Annotated in this window: 13 protein-coding genes; 5 read left to right on the top strand and 8 right to left on the bottom strand. The window is 44.0% G+C overall.

Annotation, left to right across the window (positions count from 1 at the left end; all coding sequences use genetic code 11):
- Positions 1–128: 128 nt before the first annotated feature.
- Positions 129–959: an FAD-dependent oxidoreductase gene (locus FRX45_RS20755; protein WP_226805493.1), complete on the top strand. Its 831-nt coding sequence runs from the start codon at positions 129–131 to the stop codon at positions 957–959.
- A gap of 59 nt (positions 960–1,018) precedes the next feature.
- Positions 1,019–2,524, top strand: a complete 1,506-nt coding sequence (locus FRX45_RS20750) for a trypsin-like peptidase domain-containing protein (RefSeq protein WP_152270401.1) — start codon at positions 1,019–1,021, stop codon at positions 2,522–2,524.
- A 254-nt stretch (positions 2,525–2,778) separates the two neighbouring features.
- On the opposite strand, the gene FRX45_RS23395 is transcribed toward FRX45_RS20750, so the two are convergent.
- The 3 genes from FRX45_RS23395 to FRX45_RS20740 form a co-directional block, all read right to left on the bottom strand.
- Positions 2,779–2,937 carry a hypothetical protein gene (locus FRX45_RS23395; RefSeq protein ID WP_193311795.1) on the bottom strand — a complete coding sequence of 53 codons (159 nt, stop codon included), beginning with the start codon at positions 2,935–2,937 and terminating at the stop codon, positions 2,779–2,781.
- Positions 2,938–3,680: 743 nt separating this feature from the next.
- The gene (gene fdhA, locus FRX45_RS20745; protein WP_152270400.1) at positions 3,681–4,871 is read right to left on the bottom strand and encodes a formaldehyde dehydrogenase, glutathione-independent; all 1,191 of its coding nucleotides are present in this window, start codon (positions 4,869–4,871) and stop codon (positions 3,681–3,683) included.
- Between the two features lie 54 nt (positions 4,872–4,925).
- Positions 4,926–5,324 carry a GlcG/HbpS family heme-binding protein gene (locus tag FRX45_RS20740; RefSeq protein WP_152270399.1) on the bottom strand — a complete coding sequence of 133 codons (399 nt, stop codon included), beginning with the start codon at positions 5,322–5,324 and terminating at the stop codon, positions 4,926–4,928.
- A 250-nt stretch (positions 5,325–5,574) separates the two neighbouring features.
- On the opposite strand from FRX45_RS20740, the gene FRX45_RS20735 reads away from it, so the two are divergent.
- Complete coding sequence (locus FRX45_RS20735; protein ID WP_152270398.1) at positions 5,575–6,474, top strand: helix-turn-helix domain-containing protein; 900 nt, start codon at positions 5,575–5,577, stop codon at positions 6,472–6,474.
- An 86-nt stretch (positions 6,475–6,560) separates the two neighbouring features.
- Positions 6,561–8,018, top strand: a complete 1,458-nt coding sequence (gene cls, locus FRX45_RS20730; protein ID WP_152270397.1) for a cardiolipin synthase — start codon at positions 6,561–6,563, stop codon at positions 8,016–8,018.
- 2 nt (positions 8,019–8,020) lie between these two features.
- Here cls and FRX45_RS20725 read toward each other — a convergent pair whose 3' ends face one another.
- From FRX45_RS20725 to FRX45_RS20710, 4 genes are all read right to left on the bottom strand, one after another.
- Complete coding sequence (locus FRX45_RS20725) at positions 8,021–8,488, bottom strand: DoxX family protein (protein ID WP_152270396.1); 468 nt, start codon at positions 8,486–8,488, stop codon at positions 8,021–8,023.
- Between the two features lie 202 nt (positions 8,489–8,690).
- A complete protein-coding gene (locus FRX45_RS20720) occupies positions 8,691–11,255 on the bottom strand; it encodes a cation-translocating P-type ATPase (RefSeq protein WP_152270395.1) in 2,565 nt (854 codons plus the stop codon).
- A gap of 314 nt (positions 11,256–11,569) precedes the next feature.
- Positions 11,570–12,205, bottom strand: a complete 636-nt coding sequence (locus FRX45_RS20715) for a trimeric intracellular cation channel family protein (RefSeq protein WP_152270394.1) — start codon at positions 12,203–12,205, stop codon at positions 11,570–11,572.
- A gap of 334 nt (positions 12,206–12,539) precedes the next feature.
- The gene (locus FRX45_RS20710; protein WP_152270393.1) at positions 12,540–13,190 is read right to left on the bottom strand and encodes a metal-dependent transcriptional regulator; all 651 of its coding nucleotides are present in this window, start codon (positions 13,188–13,190) and stop codon (positions 12,540–12,542) included.
- Positions 13,191–13,645: 455 nt separating this feature from the next.
- Here FRX45_RS20710 and FRX45_RS20705 point away from each other — a divergent pair, with 455 nt between their 5' ends.
- On the top strand, positions 13,646–15,901 hold the full coding sequence (locus FRX45_RS20705) for a TonB-dependent receptor (RefSeq protein ID WP_152270392.1): 2,256 nt from the start codon (positions 13,646–13,648) through the stop codon (positions 15,899–15,901).
- Between the two features lie 124 nt (positions 15,902–16,025).
- On the opposite strand, the gene FRX45_RS20700 is transcribed toward FRX45_RS20705, so the two are convergent.
- Positions 16,026–17,468: a Gfo/Idh/MocA family protein gene (locus FRX45_RS20700; RefSeq protein WP_152270391.1), complete on the bottom strand. Its 1,443-nt coding sequence runs from the start codon at positions 17,466–17,468 to the stop codon at positions 16,026–16,028.
- Between the last annotated feature and the right edge of the window lie 85 nt (positions 17,469–17,553).

Raw genomic sequence — 17,553 nt, 5'->3', positions numbered from 1 at the left:
TGTCCGGTAAAAAAAGTACCTTTACTCATCGGCTGTTTTTTTGTGTGGTAACTTAAAAATACCGAAAAAGGAGGCTACTCGCCTCCTTTTAATTTATCAATCAAGTATTTTTACCGGACACTAATGGATTGGAGTTTGCAGATATGTATGCCAAATTTGGTGCGGAAGTAACCTTGTTAGACCGTGGAGCAACTTTTTTACCCAAAGAGGATAAAGATATTGCTGATGAAATTTTTAAAGTGCTCACTGCTAAAAAAATCAATATTATTACCCGGGCATCAGTTCAAAAAATTACAGATACAGGTAGTGATACTGTAATTGTTCAATATAAAAATAAAGACGGACAGGTAATTGAACAGGAAGCTTCAGCCGTGCTGGCAGCCACCGGAAGAAAACCCGTAACAGGAAGTTTAAACCTGGCAGCGGCAGGTATACAAACCAATCAGCGCGGCTATGTTCAGGTTGATGCGTTCTTAAAAACCAATGTTCCTCATATTTGGGCCATCGGCGACGTTAACGGCGGGCCGCAATTCACTTATATATCGTTAGATGATTTCAGGATCGTCAGGGACCAGTTATTTGGCGGCGCCTATACTTCCGTATTGCAAAGAAAACCCTATGCTTTTTCGGTGTTCATTACACCGCAACTTGCGCATATTGGTTTGCGCGAAAAGGAAGCTGTTGAAAAAGGATATGCTGTAAAAGTGGCTACACTTGCGGCATCGGCTGTTCCCCGTGCACGCATATTGAATAATGCAAATGGGTTATTAAAAACTGTAGTGGATAGTGGCAGCAATAAAATATTAGGCTGTACGCTTTTTTGCGTGGATGCCAGCGAAATGATCAATACCATTCAAATGGCGATGCATGCAGGATTGGATTACCGGGAGCTGAGAGATAAGATTTACACACATCCTTCCATGACGGAAGCTTTTAATGATCTTTATGCTCTGATATAAATATAGGTCTCAAAAAAGATAAGGTTAATCTGCGTAACACAAACTATAAAAATATTTTTATGAATAAATCATCCGCTATCCTTGTTGTCTTTTTATCTGTAGTGCTGTATTGCGCATGCCGAAGCGATACACCGGGTACTTCTGCAGAAAATGCTGAACCCCCGGCGCGGGGCACAGGCTTTCAGCAGCCCGAAGCCGGAACTGTACCGGCTCAAAGCCCTGCGTTAACAGAGCGTGTTAGTTTTGTAACGGCTGCAAAAGCGGTTACTCCCGGTGTGGTGCATATCAAAACAACCTACAATACGTCATCAGGGTCGGATAATCCTTTTGATGAATTGCTGGGCCGGTCGCGCAGCCGCCCCGCTATGGGCTCCGGTTCGGGTGTTGTTATTGGTTCAGACGGCTATATTGCCACCAATAACCACGTTATTGAAAATGCGGAAAGAATAGAAGTAATATTCCCCGACAGGCGCCAATTGGTGGCTGAACTCGTTGGCAGTGACCCCAATACCGATCTGGCCCTGCTTAAGGTAAAGGCAAGTAATATCCCGGTGGTGAAATTCGGTAACTCCGATGATATAGAAGTAGGAGAGGATGTTTTGGCGGTGGGTTATCCTTATTCATTGAACACTACTGTAACAGCCGGCATTGTTAGCGCCAAGGGAAGAAGCATCGGCATCATTAACCAGCCGGGCAGTGAGGGCTACCGGCAGGGTGCTGCTCAAACCAATTCGGCTATTGAATCTTTTATACAAACAGATGCTGCTATCAACCCCGGCAACAGCGGTGGCGCATTGGTGAATGTTAAGGGTGAGCTCATCGGCATTAATACGGCTATCGCATCTTTAACCGGCAGCTATGCGGGTTACGCGTTCGCTATCCCGGTTAACCTGGCTAAAAAAGTGTTGGAAGATTTAAAAGAATTCGGAACCGTAAAACGGGGTATCCTCGGCGTTGCGTTTCCTGCACCCTCGGCTGAAGATCAGTATTTCAAACAGTTGGGCATTGGTCCCGAAACGGTAAAAGGCGTATTTATAACCGATATACAAAAAGGGAGCGCAGCCGCTTCTGCGGGTTTGGAAGAGGGTGATATTATCCAGAGCATAGATGGCGTTCAGTTGTTTTCATCAGCCGAATTTTCGGAAAGAGTAGCCAGGCACCGCCCGGGCGATAAAATCAGGCTTACCTATTTACGCGATGGTAAAGTAGACAGCACATCCGCTACATTAAAAGGCGAAGAAGCCGTAAAACCATTAACCGATTCCGAATCGCTCAAAGAAATATACAATAAGCTGGGCGCCACCTTTGCTCCCATTACGCCGGCTATTAAGGAACGGTTTAACATCAGTTCGGGCGTAGTGGTAACGGAGGTCCGCGACGGCGGTTTTTTTGACCGCATGGGGATACCGCCCGGTGTTATTATCACCTACATTAATGGCAGGGCGGTGAATAGCCCGAAAGATATAGATGACGCTTTAGTGAGCGCCAAAAATAAAACAGTGCAGGTACTCGGCATTGCGCCCGACGGATCAAGAGTGGCTTTTAATTTTTCTCTTGGCGCCTGATGCATAAACCGAAAACAGGGTGGCTAATTATACAGAAATTATAACGGCGCGTCAAAGCCCGTTGCAGGCCTAATTGGGAGGAGTGAATGATCGTTTGCAACAATTGCAGGCGGTGGTAAATCTTTACCGTTCACTTGGTGGAGGGTAGCGATAGACGGCTTTAAAGGAACTATAAAAAGGTTGAGGATACTTTGTTTTTAATGACTTAATAAAAAGTATCTGGTGCGCTGCATTTTATAAAACGTTTATTAGCGCTATAATTTGTTCCGCCTCCTTTGCTTTTCCGTTTTATCTTCTTCTACTTTATCTGTTGATTGTGGTGGTAAATATTTCTTTCTGTCTTTGTTGTTTTTTATAATCAAAAATACAATCAGTGCAATCGCTCCTGTGAGCGAAATAATAATGGTGAGCATAATGTATTCTGTTTTTAGGTCTCACGCAGGAAAAAAAATTACTGCTTCACTCAAAGTAATACCTTTATTATTCATTGCAAGATTATGTTTTTATTACCAGGTTAGATTTTGTTTGTTGGGCAGGCATATTGATTTAGCGGAGGATAATAAAATGGAATACAATATTCATATTCAGGTAACATTGATTTATGATATTGCTGCCTTAATTAAAAGCCATGAAGTTTGTGTTTCTTCTGATTTTGGCTATTGTCACCATAAGCTGGTGTTAAGTCAAGCAAATTATGTCTGTATGTTATCGTGAAAAGTGAGAGCCCGCCGCCTGCCCGACTGAGCCATTCAGGTGGGGGCGAATGCCATTCGGACGGGGATAAAGGTGTAAGAAGTGTTTCACTTCTCACGTTTCACACAGCGCTATCTGTTTGAATGCCCGGATGTAAAGAGAAACAAAAAAGGATAGAAAAGAAAAGGGATGGAGGGTGTGGCTGTTGGTACTGAATTTACAGCGAAAAATGTCAGGTGCTGATAATTAAAGAAGCAGTTTTGTTTATTTAGCCGTTTTAATTTGTCCCGCTTTTTCAGGCGGGATTTTTACTGAATAAAAGAACAGGATACCCGCCATTTGTGTGAGAAATCAATTATATATACCCCATGCAGAAAATGCCGCAGATGCGCAGATTTAATCTGCGTATCTGCGGCTAAAAAAATCAGGGTATACCCCGAGTTTTGCTGGTGTGCCAGCTTGGCTAATTGGGAATTAACCCATGAGGATCTATAACAAATTTCTTGGCAGCACCTTTATCAAAGTCCTTATATCCTTTTACAGATTCTGCCAGTGTAATGACTTCTACATTTACGGCATCTGCAATTTTTATCTTGTCATACAAAATGGCATTCATCAGCTTCCTGTGGTATTTCATAACAGGGCATTGTCCGGTATGGAAAGAATGAGATTTAGCCCATCCCAAACCGATCCGTATACTTAAGCTTCCCTTTTTTGCGGCTTCATCCACAGCTCCGGGATCTCCCGTTACATACAGCCCGGGTATTCCTAACTGACCTCCGGCCCGGGTAATTTCCATAATTGAATTTAAAACGGTTGCCGGTTGTTCGGTATTACTGTCATGCCCATGACCCTTAGCTTCAAAGCCAACACAATCAACCGCGGAATCCACTTCGGGCACGCCCACAATCTGTTCAATTTGTTCTGCAAGCGTTGCATCTTTTTTCAGGTCAATCGTTTCGCAGCCGAAACTTCTTGCCTGGGCAAGGCGTTCTTCAATCATGTCTCCAACAATTACCAATGCGGCTCCCAGCAGGTGGCAGGAAGCTGCACATGCCAGTCCAACCGGGCCTGCGCCGGCTATATAAACAATAGAACCCGGGCCTACTCCCGCAGTTACCGCTCCATGAAAGCCTGTAGGGAAAATATCAGACAGCAATGTCAGGTCTTTGATCTTTGCCATTGCCTGGTCACTATCCGGAAATTTAAGCAGGTTGAAATCTGCATAGGGAACCATCACATATTCTGCCTGTCCGCCTACCCAGCCTCCCATATCCACATAGCCATAGGCCGCGCCGGCGCGTCCGGGATTTACATTTAAGCAGATGCCGGTTTGCCCTGCCTTGCAGTTGCGGCATCTTCCGCAGGCAATATTGAATGGTACGGAAACCAGGTCGCCTACCTTAATAAATTCAACATCCCTGCCTGCTTCAATTACTAACCCCGTAATTTCATGTCCGAGTATCAGCCCCGCTGGTGCAGTAGTACGGCCGCGCACCATGTGCTGGTCGCTCCCGCATATATTGGTGGATACAATTTTAAGGATCACCCCGTGTTCGCATTTACGGTTGCCTAAAGCCAGTTTAGGGAACTCAATTTCTCTTATTTCAACTACTCCCGGTTTAACATAGGCAACGCCATGATTCTGACTCATAAAAATGTTTTTAAAGATAAAAGAATTTTTTACTGCATTTGTCCGCCTGATTATTTAAAAGGCCGCTGCACCTGCTTCGGCAACAGAATGATCCTGAACGCCCGAACCTCCGCTAACACCAATAGCGCCAACCACCTTACCATCCTTCTTAAGCGGAATGCCACCTGCGAAGATCATTATCTTACCATCGTTGGATGCATGAATGCCATAAAACTGTTGCCCCGGCTGTGCATTTTCGCCCAGGTCCTTTGTAGTAATGTCGAATGCCCTGGCAGTAAAGGCTTTTTTAATGGATATGTCTATACTTCCCAGCCATGCACCATCCATGCGTACATGCGATATTAAATTTCCTCCCGCATCCACCACCGCAATATTCATAGGCTGTCCTATTTCCGCTGCCTTTTTTTCGCCGGCAGCAATAATTTCTTTTGCTTTTGCTAATGTAATGCTCATAATGCTGTAGAATTTAAAGCCTGAAAACAGTTTCAAAGCTAACAAACTCATATTCCCGTTTTGTGAACGATTCTGCTTTAAAATAGAACTATCCTCCTGTTTGCAGGTAACCTTTTTTATATGGGTATTAAAAAAAATAAATGGTTTGACGCTCCATAGAAGGGTTAATGTTGTAAATTCATAGCACTTACCATACCTTTTTGCAACCGCTGCGCATTCCTTTAAAAGGGTTGATCCAAAATATTTTTTTATGGAACATATCTGTTTGTTACATCCCATCAATCTGAGCGATAATACGGTGCTGGAAAGCAGGGTAGAACATCGTCGTGTTTTTAACCTCAAACATTGCGAACTCAATATTTTTGAGACCTGCCACCCGTGTCGCAACGTGTCTTTATCTCATAACGGGCTGGTCATTTCAAGTATGATGAGAGGAAAAAAACGGATGTCTTTATCTTCGGAAACCGCATTCGATTTTTTGCCCGGAGAAACCATTATTCTCCCTGCAGGTGTTTCCATGAAAGTTGATTTCCCCGAAGCAGATGAAAAGCATCCTGTACAATGTATTACTTTGGTTCTGGAATGGGATATGGTATACCGGACATTGGATTTTTTAAACGAAACCTATCCTAATAAGGAGAGCCCCTTTGAATGGAAGCTGAATTTTAGCCAATATCATTTCAGGAATAACCGGGAACTGGCACAAAGCCTTAACAAGCTTACCAGTATCAGCATGGAGGATAACATTGCAAAGGATGCATTAGCGGACCTGTCGCTTAAAATATTATTGCTCCGCGTTATACAAACGCAAAACCTGGCTGTTCCTCCTCCTGTTCAGGACCACAGATTTGCACCGGTTATTCGTTACATCAAAAAAAACTTATCGGAAAAACTGAATATAAAAACACTTGCGCGGGAAGCCTGTATGAGCCAGTCTGCCTTCTTCCATTTATTTCGCGAAAATTTCGGACTTAGTCCGCTTGAGTATATACTTAATGAACGTATTAACCTTGCTAAAAATATCCTGGTAGATTCTGCAATAAGTATTTCGGAAGCCGGCTATCAGTCTGGATTCAATAATATGAACCACTTCATAAAACTATTTAAACGTATTGAAGGAATAACTCCAAAAGAATACCGTAACAGGTAAATCCTTATTCAAAATAATGAATGAAATTGCATAAATAAAAGAATGGCAATACTTTCAGATGCGCTTTCTATTGCGAAAAAATGTTTATGAACTGGTTGCTTATTTTTGAAATTATTTACCTGGTTATTCTGTTATTGGTTTGCCTGCGTATTATTTACGATACCCGCAGCACAACTAAAACCTTAGCCTACCTGCTGCTGGCTATCTTCGTTCCGTTTGCGGGCATGCTCTTCTATTTTTCTTTCGGCATTAACTACCGGAAAAGAAAAATGTACAGTAAAAAAATAATTGCAGATGATGACTTGTCCGGGAAGTTACGTGAAGATATATTCAAGTATTCGAAACATACATTTGACCATAGTGATCCGGAAGTACAAAGTAACCGGGAATTAGCCATTATGCTGGTTAAAGATAGTTTTAGCCCGCTAACAGCCAATAACGAAGTAAAATTACTGGTGAATGGTGAATATAAATTTCCTGAAGTGTTAAGCGCCATTCGCCAGGCCAAACACCACATTCATATAGAGTATTATATTTATGAAGATGATGAAATAGGGTGCGCCATAGCCGATGCGCTGATCCAAAAAGTTAAAGAAGGAGTAGCTGTACGTTTTATTTATGATGATTTTGGCAGCCGTACCATTCGTAAAAAATTGATACCCCGCTTAAAGGAAGCGGGAGTACATGCGTTCCCTTTTTATAGAATCATTTTTATAGCATTGGCCAACCGGCTCAATTACCGCAATCATCGTAAAATAATCGTGATAGACGGAAGTACCGCTTTTGTGGGCGGCATTAATGTGAGCGACAGGTATATCAACAATACTGAGGAACCCAATAAACTTTTCTGGCGCGATACGCATTTGCGTATTGACGGACCGGGCGTATTATATTTACAGTATCTTTTTTTATGTGACTGGAATTTTTGCGCAAACGATCATTTACATTCCGATGCAATGTTTTTTCCCCGCCCTTCGGCTTTTCCCGTTGAAGGCAACAAGGTGGTTCAGATAGCGGCGAGCGGACCGGATTCGGATACGCCCACTATATTATTTTCTTTGCTTCAGGCTATCAACCTGGCAACGGAAGAAATACTGATCACCACGCCTTATTTCATTCCGGGAGAAAGCCTGATAGACGCACTTACGGTGGCTGCACTGGGAGGGGTTGCCGTGAAGCTGCTTGTGCCGGGTGTTTCGGATTCTGTGCTGGTTAACGCGGCAGCCCGCTCGTATTATGGCGGACTGCTGAAAGCCGGTGTTGAAATATATTTATATACAAAAGGATTTGTTCACGCCAAAACACTGGTTACCGACAGAAAGATCGCCATAGTTGGAACGGCGAATATGGATTACAGGAGCTTTGATCTGAACTTTGAAGTAAATGCGATTGTATACGACAGGGAAGTGGCGAATGAACTTGCTGCTGTCTTTTATGCGGATATTGCGGCCGCCGAAAAAATTGACCCTATAGTATGGGAAAGCCGTCCTGTATGGAAACAATTGCTTGAAAAAACGGCGAGGCTGGTATCGCCGTTGTTATAAAATTAATTCATGGCTTTTTTTGTCCTCCTGTCCTGTGCCGCTCCCTGCCGGAAATATTCATCGGCGGAAAATACACCGCTTCCTTTTATGGCAAATAAAATAAGCAGCAGCAATGTAATAAGAGACAGGAAAAATTCAAATTTATTTTCACCGAGGCTTCGGATATTCACGAAGAATACCGCCACAATAAGAACGGGGATCTGAACTATGGCTGCTATTCTTGTAAAAAGTCCTATAAATATGAAAAAGCCGCACAACAGGCCAAGATAGGTGATCACCAGCGCCAGGACGTTCGCATTGGCCGAAAAAACACCCACTCCCGTATGTTCAATCAATGTTTGGGCAATGGCAGTGTCGCGTATAAAATTGAAAGACTTCCAGAATAAGATCAAACCCAATGCAATTCTAAGAATAGTGAGCACATTGGGCTGCCTGCTATTGAGTTTTACTGTATTGATGGGGTCACTCATAATTCAAAAATTATAGGTATTTGGAAGATAACACAGGCAGTTCGTGTTACGTCATGGCTGCTAAAAATGATTACTTCTCTAAGTTACAGTTTTGCTGAATGAATTCCTAATCATTGATCTAACAGTTACCCACAGTTGCTTGATAATTGTAAGTGGTACCGCAGGAATAATAAGAATGATAAATGTTGGTAAATGTTTCCCTCTACCTGTTAAGAAATCTTGGCTTATTAAGATATTTTACCAGTTCGATGCATAACGCACAGCCAAGCGTAACAAAAAGAATAACGCTCATTACATTCCATGATAACGTTTTTGTTTTGAACATGGAATGCAAAAACGGAACATACACAATCAGCAGTTGCAAAACAACGGTAAGTATAATGGCTCCCCACATGCCCCGGTTGGCAAATATACCGCCGGTGAACATGGAGTGATATACGGATCGTACAGATAGTGCATTAACTAACTGAACAAAACATAAGCTGGTAAATACAGCGGTTTGCTGTGTTCTCACATCGTAGCCCTGTTTTGCCACCCACCACTGAACAAAGATGGCCGCTATGGCCAATATGGCTCCTGTAAATAGTATCCTTGGTATCAGCCCGCCGGAAAACAAATTTTCTTTGGGTGGGCGCGGGGAGCGGTTCATAATATCTTTTTCCGCGGGCTCTGCAACAAGAGCCAGGCCGGGTAAGCCGTCTGTTACCAGGTTTATCCAAAGGATATGAATGGGAAGCAAAGGAATAGCGAAACCCATGATGGGAGCGAAAAAAATGGTTAATATTTCACCCAGGTTGCAGGAAAGTACGTAGACGATAAATTTTTTGATGTTCTCATAAATTCTTCTGCCTTCCCTCACTGCTTTAACAATAGTAGCGAAATTATCATCCAGCAAAATCATATCTGCGGACTCTTTCGATACATCTGTGCCTGTTATGCCCATAGCCACGCCAATATCCGCCTGCTTCAGCGATGGCGCATCATTCACTCCATCGCCTGTCATGGCCACAAATTCGCCGTTGGTTTGTAAGGCTTTTACAATATTTAATTTTTGTTCGGGCGATACCCGTGCATACACGGCTGTGTTTTTTATTTCGTTGCTGAATTGTTCTGCTGTCAGCTTTTCTAATTCAGCACCGGTTTTTACACCTTCCTCTCCTTTTTCAGTTAATTGCAGGCGTTTCGCTATAGCATGGGCCGTGAGGGGCTGATCACCTGTTATCATCACCGATTTAATGCCCGCAGTTTTACATTGTTTGATGGCTTCAATTACTTCTTCCCTCGGCGGGTCTATCATTGCCGTCATGCCCAGGAAATCCAGGTCCGATTCAATATCGGTTTGAATGTTGGATGGTTTTTGATCAAAAACTTTATAAGCGAAAAATAAAACCCTTAAGCCTTCAGCAGCCCATTCGCGGTTGGTATTGAGCCATTGCGGAATTTGAGCTTTATATTGTGAAGACAGTGCTTCCGTTACTTTTCCCGGAGCGCCTTTCACAAATAAAACCCATTTATCGCCGTGCCTGTGCAAAGTGCTCATGCGCATCCTTACAGAATCGAAGGGTAATTTTTCCAGCAGCGGAAATGCTGCATCCGCATCCTCTTTGGAATGACCTTTTTCCATAGCATATTTCACCAGGGCAGTTTCTGTTGAATCGCCCAGCAACCCCTCCTCCTGCGAAAACCTTACTTCATTATCTAATATCATGGCATAATTCAGCCAGTCTTCTTTACCGGGGGCAGCCTGCAGCTTTTCTACCGTCATTACATTTTGGGTAAGCGTTCCTGTTTTATCGCTGCAGATATAGGTAACGGAGCCGAGGGTTTCAACGGCGGGCAGTTTCCGCATCAGGGCTTTCTGTTTCACCATTCTGCTGGCGCCCTGGGCCAATGCAATGGTTATTACTGCAGGAAGCGCTTCGGGCAGGGCGGCTACGGCCAGCGACAGGGCGGTTAGAAACATCTGGAAAGGAGGTGCTCCGCGCCACCAGCCAAAGCCAAAAACAGCTATGCAGATAAGGATAACAATAACGGCTAACTGCTTGCTGAATACCGCCAGTCTTTTTTGAAGCGGGGTTTTTTGAGATTCCACCTCCATCAGCCCGGCTATTTTACCTATTTCGGTATGCATTCCTGTGGCGGTTACAACCGCTTTTGCAGAACCGTTGCTAACGATGGTTCCTTTAAAAACCATATTCTGCTGATCGCCGGGAACTAAGCCCGATGCTTTAAGCGGTTCGGCATTTTTTTCAACAGAATGGCTTTCCCCTGTTAGGGATGCTTCATCTGTTTTTAAGGAACTCACTTCTATTAACCGGGCATCGGCAGGCACAATATCGCCTGCTTCTAATAAAATGATATCGCCCGGAACCAGTTGTTCCGCTTCAATTTTGGAAGGATTATTATTCCTGATCACCAGGGCATACTGCGCCGACATTTTTTGCAGCATCCGCACAGACTGTTCCGCGTTGTACTCCTGCGAATAACCCATCCATGCATTGGCAACGATGATAGCAATAATAACAAAAGCATCGGTGTGTTCCCCAACCACAAACGAAATAACAGCGGCAACGATCAGTATGATGATCATGATATCTGTAAACTGTGCAAGCAATATGGACAACCTGCTTTTCTGTTTGGCTTCCTGTAAAGCATTAGGCCCATATTCCTTTTGCAGGGCTGGTATCGCCTCTTTTTTTAATCCGGAGAGATCGGTTTTAAGCTGGTCTGTTACTTCTTCCTTACTTAGCTGATACAGTGCCGGCATATCCTTTGGTTTGTAGTTTAAAGGTAGCCAATATTCGATTGAGGTATCAGGTGTGAGGTATGGAGGTATCAGCAATGAGCGATCAGCAGTTAGGTAGGTGAGTAACTACTAATGATAGGATGAATACTTGAATGGTGAGGTGCCGCTTGAAGGATTTGAAATTTGAGATCTAAGACCTGCCCGTCCGGCACGCGGGTTTAAAATTGCATTTTCCTTCGAATTTCGGATTTTCCGTTTCGATTTAGCATTTGAAATTTATCCACCCCGGCGGACAGGCTTGGTGCCTCTTTTCGAATTCCCCGCTTCGGATTTAATCAATCATTGGCAGTTTCTTTATCCCTGAAAACAGGCAGGTTCCAGTGATAGCGGAGCGCTAAAAAGCGAAGGATGAAACATAATGCAATAGCTGTTAACGACACTACGGTATCGGGCCAACGAAAATATTCTCCTGCCACTACAACTATAGTACCCACCAGGGCAGCAGAAGCGTATATCTCTTTTTGGAATATAACGGGAATACGGTTGAGCAACACATCGCGCAATACACCGCCGCCCACTGCCGTCGTCATTCCCAGTAAAATGGCCACTTCCGTGTTATGCCCGTATAAAAGCGCTTTGTGGGCGCCTGAAACAGCAAATAAGGATAAGCCCAATGCATCGAACAGCAATACAGGCTGGTGCAGTCGTTCCACCAGTGCATGCAATCCCATGGTCATTAATGCCGCCAGCATGGCGGTAACTAAATAGCGCCAGTCGGATAATCCAACCGGTGGAATAGCGCCGATGCACAGGTCGCGGATTATTCCGCCGCCACAGGCAACGGTAAAGGCCACTGCAAAAATTCCAAACATATCCAATCCTCTTTGTTTGGCCGCAACGGCGCCACTTATTGCAAATGCGAAAGTTCCTGCCAGGTCAAGAAATTTATAAAGTGTTTCGAATTCAAGCATGAGGGGGTTGGAGATTTGAAATTTAAAATTAAAAATTTGAGATGGAAATACAGTTTGTGGTTTATCGTTGCATTTCGCTTCGGATTTCGGATTTTATGCTTCGAATTTGTATTCTATTTGTTTCCTGGTGCTTTGTATTTCTTTCAGGTTGCAAGTTACAGGGTACAGGGTTTGCACCCTCCTTCGGATTTCGAGTTTTCGTCTTCGGATTTCGAATTTTAAATATTCCGATTTTTTGATTTATTTGTTTCTTGTTATTTGGTTTCCGCCACGGCGGACAGGCTTGGTGCTTTGTATTCCATCGGATTTCGAACTTCAATATTCGGACTTTACATCAAACTACCATTAAATTCCGGCATACGGTAAAGCTAAAAATGGTTTTGTTTTTATTGTTGAGTCTTACGCCCATTGATTTATCAAATTCCTGTATTTCTTTTATTTCAATAGAGGCGCCCAGTGTAAGCCCAAGCGAATCAAGGAACTGAAGAAAAGATGCATCGTGATTGGCCACACCTGCCAATTTATATACTTTATTGATATGCCCGTCCGACAGGGGGAATGATTTGTATACCGGTAATTTTCCATTGGCATCGGGAATGGGCTCGCCATGCGGATCGAATTGCGGGTGACCAAGCATTTCATCAATACGGTCAAAAAATCTGTCGGATTGTATATGTTCGATCTGCTCGGCTATATCATGCACTTCCTCCCATCCGAGGCTCATCACCTCCGATAAAAAAAGTTCCGTTAGCCGGTGCTTGCGTAAAATATACAGTGCTTGTTTCTTTCCTTTCTCGGTGAGCTCTATGGCCTTGTATTTTTCATATCTGATGAATTTTTTTTCGGCCAGCTTTTTTACCATGCTGTTTACCGTAGGCATTTTAATATTCAGACTTTCCGCGATGTTCTTAACCGATATTTCCTGGTTTTCCTGGGCAAGCCGGTAAAGCGCCTTCAGGTAATTTTCTTCCGTAAGTGAAACCATCTGGTAAAGATAAAAGATTCTGTTGTTTACCCGCATCGCAAAAAAGAATAACAGAGGGTAGGTAAACGCATCTGATTTATAAAATCGTAAAAGAGGCGTGGCCTCGAAAGATATTCTAATCCCGCAAAAAGCGGGAGGGTTTCAACCCGTTTAAAAACAGCAAAAGGATATGACGAATTGTAGGCTCTTGCCATTATGAACCGTGCCGATGGCACTCACTTCTTCAGGTACTCATTTACAACTGTGCTAAAGCACGGCTTTACAAAAGTGTCGGGCCTAGGGCTCTTCGCAAAGTTAGACGCGTTTCCCGGGAAAATAACCCGTAAGGGCCCGTTGATGATCAGCAACCAGTAATACTATTGGGTTAAAATTGATTTTAAAAAAATAAATGCATGAAATAATTTTGTTAGATCAATCTAACTTATTATTTTTGATTAACTTATTTTTTATTGTTTATGGTGAAAAGTATACTTACGGTTTTAGGATTTGTTTCCTGCATGGTGCTTTTTGGCCAGCAGAAACAGATATTAAAAGGAAGAGTGATGGCGGCAGGCACACCCGTAAGCGGTGCAACAGTGAACGTAGAACAAACCCGCTTCGGCGCGGTTACGGATACGGCAGGTTATTTTAATATTGCTGTGCTTCAAAAAGAAATCTTTATTCTAAAAATATCTGCCGTGGGTTATACAACTGTTACGCGGCAGGTTAAAATGCAGGCTACTGCAGATTCACTTTATACCATCGAATTACAAACTGTTGCAGCCGACCTCTCGGAGATTGTGGTAACCGGTACCATGAAAGAAGTAAGCCGTATGCAAAGCCCTGTGCCGGTGGAAGTGATCACCCCTAAACTCTTCCAGAAAAATCCAACGCCCAGCCTGTTTGAAGCCATTGGTATGGTTAACGGGGTGAAGCCGCAACTGAACTGCAATGTTTGTAATACCGGCGATATACATATCAATGGTATGGAAGGACCGTATACCATGATCCTGATTGATGGTATGCCCATCGTGAGCGCTTTATCAACGGTATATGGCTTAAATGGCATTCCCAACAGCATTGTTGAGCGTATTGAAGTAGTAAAAGGCCCCGGCTCTTCTTTATATGGTTCCGAAGCCATGGGCGGCATCATCAATGTAATTACCAAAAACCCGCTCAAAGCACCCATCGTGAGCGCCGATGTATTTGCCACTTCATGGCGCGAATACAGCGCCGATGCTTCAGCAAAATTTAAAACAGGTAAGGTTACCGGGTTGCTGGGTGTCAATTATTTTAACTACCAGCATCCGGCAGATAAAAATAAAGACGGATTTACCGACCTCACCCTGCAGGATCGTATTTCTGTTTTTAATAAATGGAATATAGAAAGAAAAGACAACCGCTTGGCAAGCCTGGCGTTACGGTATGTTTCGGAAAACCGGTGGGGAGGACAAATGGAGTGGGACAAAAACTGGCGTGGCAGCGACAGTATTTATGGTGAAAGCATATACACCAAACGGTGGGAACTCATAGGCATGTACCAGTTGCCTGTAAAAGAAAAAATAATGGCGCAGTTCTCTTACAACCGGCACCAGCAGGATTCGTGGTACGGTGTTATTCCTTATATGGCCGAACAGCAGGTGCTGTTTGCGCAAATGTTCTGGGATAAGCAGTGGGGGAGCAGGCACAACTTTTTATTGGGAGGTTCGTACCGGTATACTTTTTATGATGATAATACGCCCGCTACAACCTCGGCCGATGGATTAAAAAATGCTGCTGCACATACACCGCTGCCGGGTATTTTTGTGCAGGACGAATGGATGATCAATGAAAAAAGTACTTTGCTGGCAGGCTACCGGTATGATTACAATGAGCATCACGGTAACGTGCACTCCCCACGGATAGCCTATAAGTTTTCACCCAACAGCCGCAATACCCTTAGAGCCAGCTTTGGTACGGGTTACCGGGTGGTTAATTTATTTACAGAAGATCATGCGGCTTTAACCGGTGCAAGGCAGGTAGTGATTACGGAGGCGCTCGATCCCGAAAGATCTTATAACGGCAACCTGAACTACGTATTAAAAATTCCCATGCACAATGCATTTGTGGGTTTGGATGTAACCGGTTTTTATTCTTATTTCACCAATAAGATCGTGGGCGACTTTGATACGGATCCGGGCAAGATTATTTATGATAACCTTAAAGGGCACGCGGTATCGCGTGGTGTGGCGCTGAACGCTGATGTTAATTTTGCGTTTCCTTTAAAAATATTAGCCGGAATAACCTATATGAATGTGTATTCGATAGAAGACAGGTTGAATATGCCGCGTAAAAATATCCAGCTCAATGCACCGGAATGGTCGGGAAATTTTGTAGTAAGCTATAGTTTACCTTACCAGTTTGCTATTGATTTTACTGGTAAATGGGATGGCCCGATGCGCCTGCCCGTTTTGCCCAACGACTACCGGCCGGAATATTCGCCCTGGTTTTGTATAGCCAACCTGCAGCTTTCCAAAAAGTTCAGCAATGGGTTGGAGCTGTATGGCGGGATAAAAAATCTTTTCAATTTTTTGCCGGAGGATCCCATTATGCGCCCTTTTGATCCTTTTAATAAATATGTAAACGATCCCGTAACCAACCCACATGGTTATACGTTCGATCCCTCTTACAATTATGCTCCGTTGCAGGGCATAAGGAGCTTTCTGGGAATGCGGTACAATTTGTTTAAGTAGGTATGAGGCCTCAGGTTACAGGTGTCAGGTTTCAGGTTACAGGTTACAGGTTACAGGTTGCAGGTTACAGGTTTCATGGACACTTCTCACCTCTGACTTCTCACCAATCACTACTCACCACTGATTACTCACTACCCAGGTTCCAGTTTCCCCTGTACTTTCTTCTTACAAACTGGTTAGCCGGTTCAAAATTGGTGATGCGCATATTTTCGCCATCCCATAAGAGTTTCTTTCTCCCATTAAATTTCCGGTTGCCTTTGGCATCCGTTTCAAAATGATTATAACTGTGCACCGCAAGGTTACCCATAAGTACGGTTTCCGTTAGTGGGCCCGATTTATCAAAAGAAGAACTGGTATAAGCGCCAAATCCCTGCTTGCAGGCCTTTACCCATTGCTGCTGGTGCCCTTCTGTACCGCCTTCCACGAAATCGAATTTTGATTTCGGAAGCTGGGTTTCCTTCATTTTTCGGGTAGGCAGCAGCGTTGGGTTACGACCAAAGAGACCGGCCATGATCTTGCCCTTTGTTCCTTCAAAAATAATTCCGCCATCGTATTCGCCCATTTCCTCATCGGGTAGCAGTTCCACAGGACGTTTAGGCCGAATACCGCCATCATACCAAACCATTTCAAGTGCAGGCATATTTTCCCTTTCCGGAAACTGTATATGTGTTTTGGCAGAGGGAGGATAACTGTCGGGGTAAATGGCTTCCTCGAAAAATCCTGTATATACCGAGCCCACACTGGTTTCTACTGCAACCGGATAACCCAGCTTCAATGCGCGGTAGGGCACGTCAATAAAATGGCAGCCCATGTCCCCGAGGGAACCTGTTCCAAAATCAACCCAACCCCGCCATATGGCCGGCAGGTAAGCCGGGTTATAATCGCGGGAAGGTGCGGTACCCAGCCACAGTTCCCAGTCTAATTCTTTAGGTATGGCGTGTTGTCCTTTGGGAGCGGGCACACCCTGGGGCCAGGTAGGCCGGTTCGTCCATACGTGTACGGTATGCACATCGCCAATGAGTCCGTTCTGCACCCAGGTTTCAATGAGGCGGGTATCATCGCCACTGCTGCCCTGGTTGCCCATTTGTGTAACCACTTTGTATTTTGCCGCGGCGCGGGTGAGCATACGGGCTTCGTAAATATCGTGGGTAAGCGGTTTTTCGCAATATACGTGTTTGCCCAACTGCATAGCAGCCATGGCCTGCACAAAATGCATGTGATCGGGCGTAGTAATAATTACCGCATCAATATTTTTATTTTCCTTTTCCAGCATCTGCCTGAAATCTTTATAATAGGGCGCTTTGGGCCAACGCTTCCGGCCGTCTACCGATTGCCGGTCGTCCACATCGCAAAGGGCTACTATATTATCCGACCCTTTATTATAAGCATAAGGGAGATTAACATTGGCCTTCCCGCCAACGCCTATGCCGGCAATATTTAACTTATCACTTGGTGAAATATATCCCCTGCCCAATACATGCCGGGGAACAATAAAAAAACCTGAAGCGGCAAGCGCTGTGTTGCGGATGAATTTTCTGCGGGAACTATTTTTCGTGTGGGCAGGCATAGCTAAAATTTACGTTAAGATAGGAAGAAGTTGGGAAGTTTATGATTTGTAGTTTGTTCGTTTATGGTTTTTCGGGAAGCCTTTC

The organism is Agriterribacter humi (assembly GCF_009192765.1).
GTDB classification, from domain to species: Bacteria; Bacteroidota; Bacteroidia; order Chitinophagales; family Chitinophagaceae; genus Agriterribacter; species Agriterribacter humi.
Note: the sequence above shows the minus strand (reverse complement) of the source record. Positions and strands in the feature narration are given on the sequence as shown.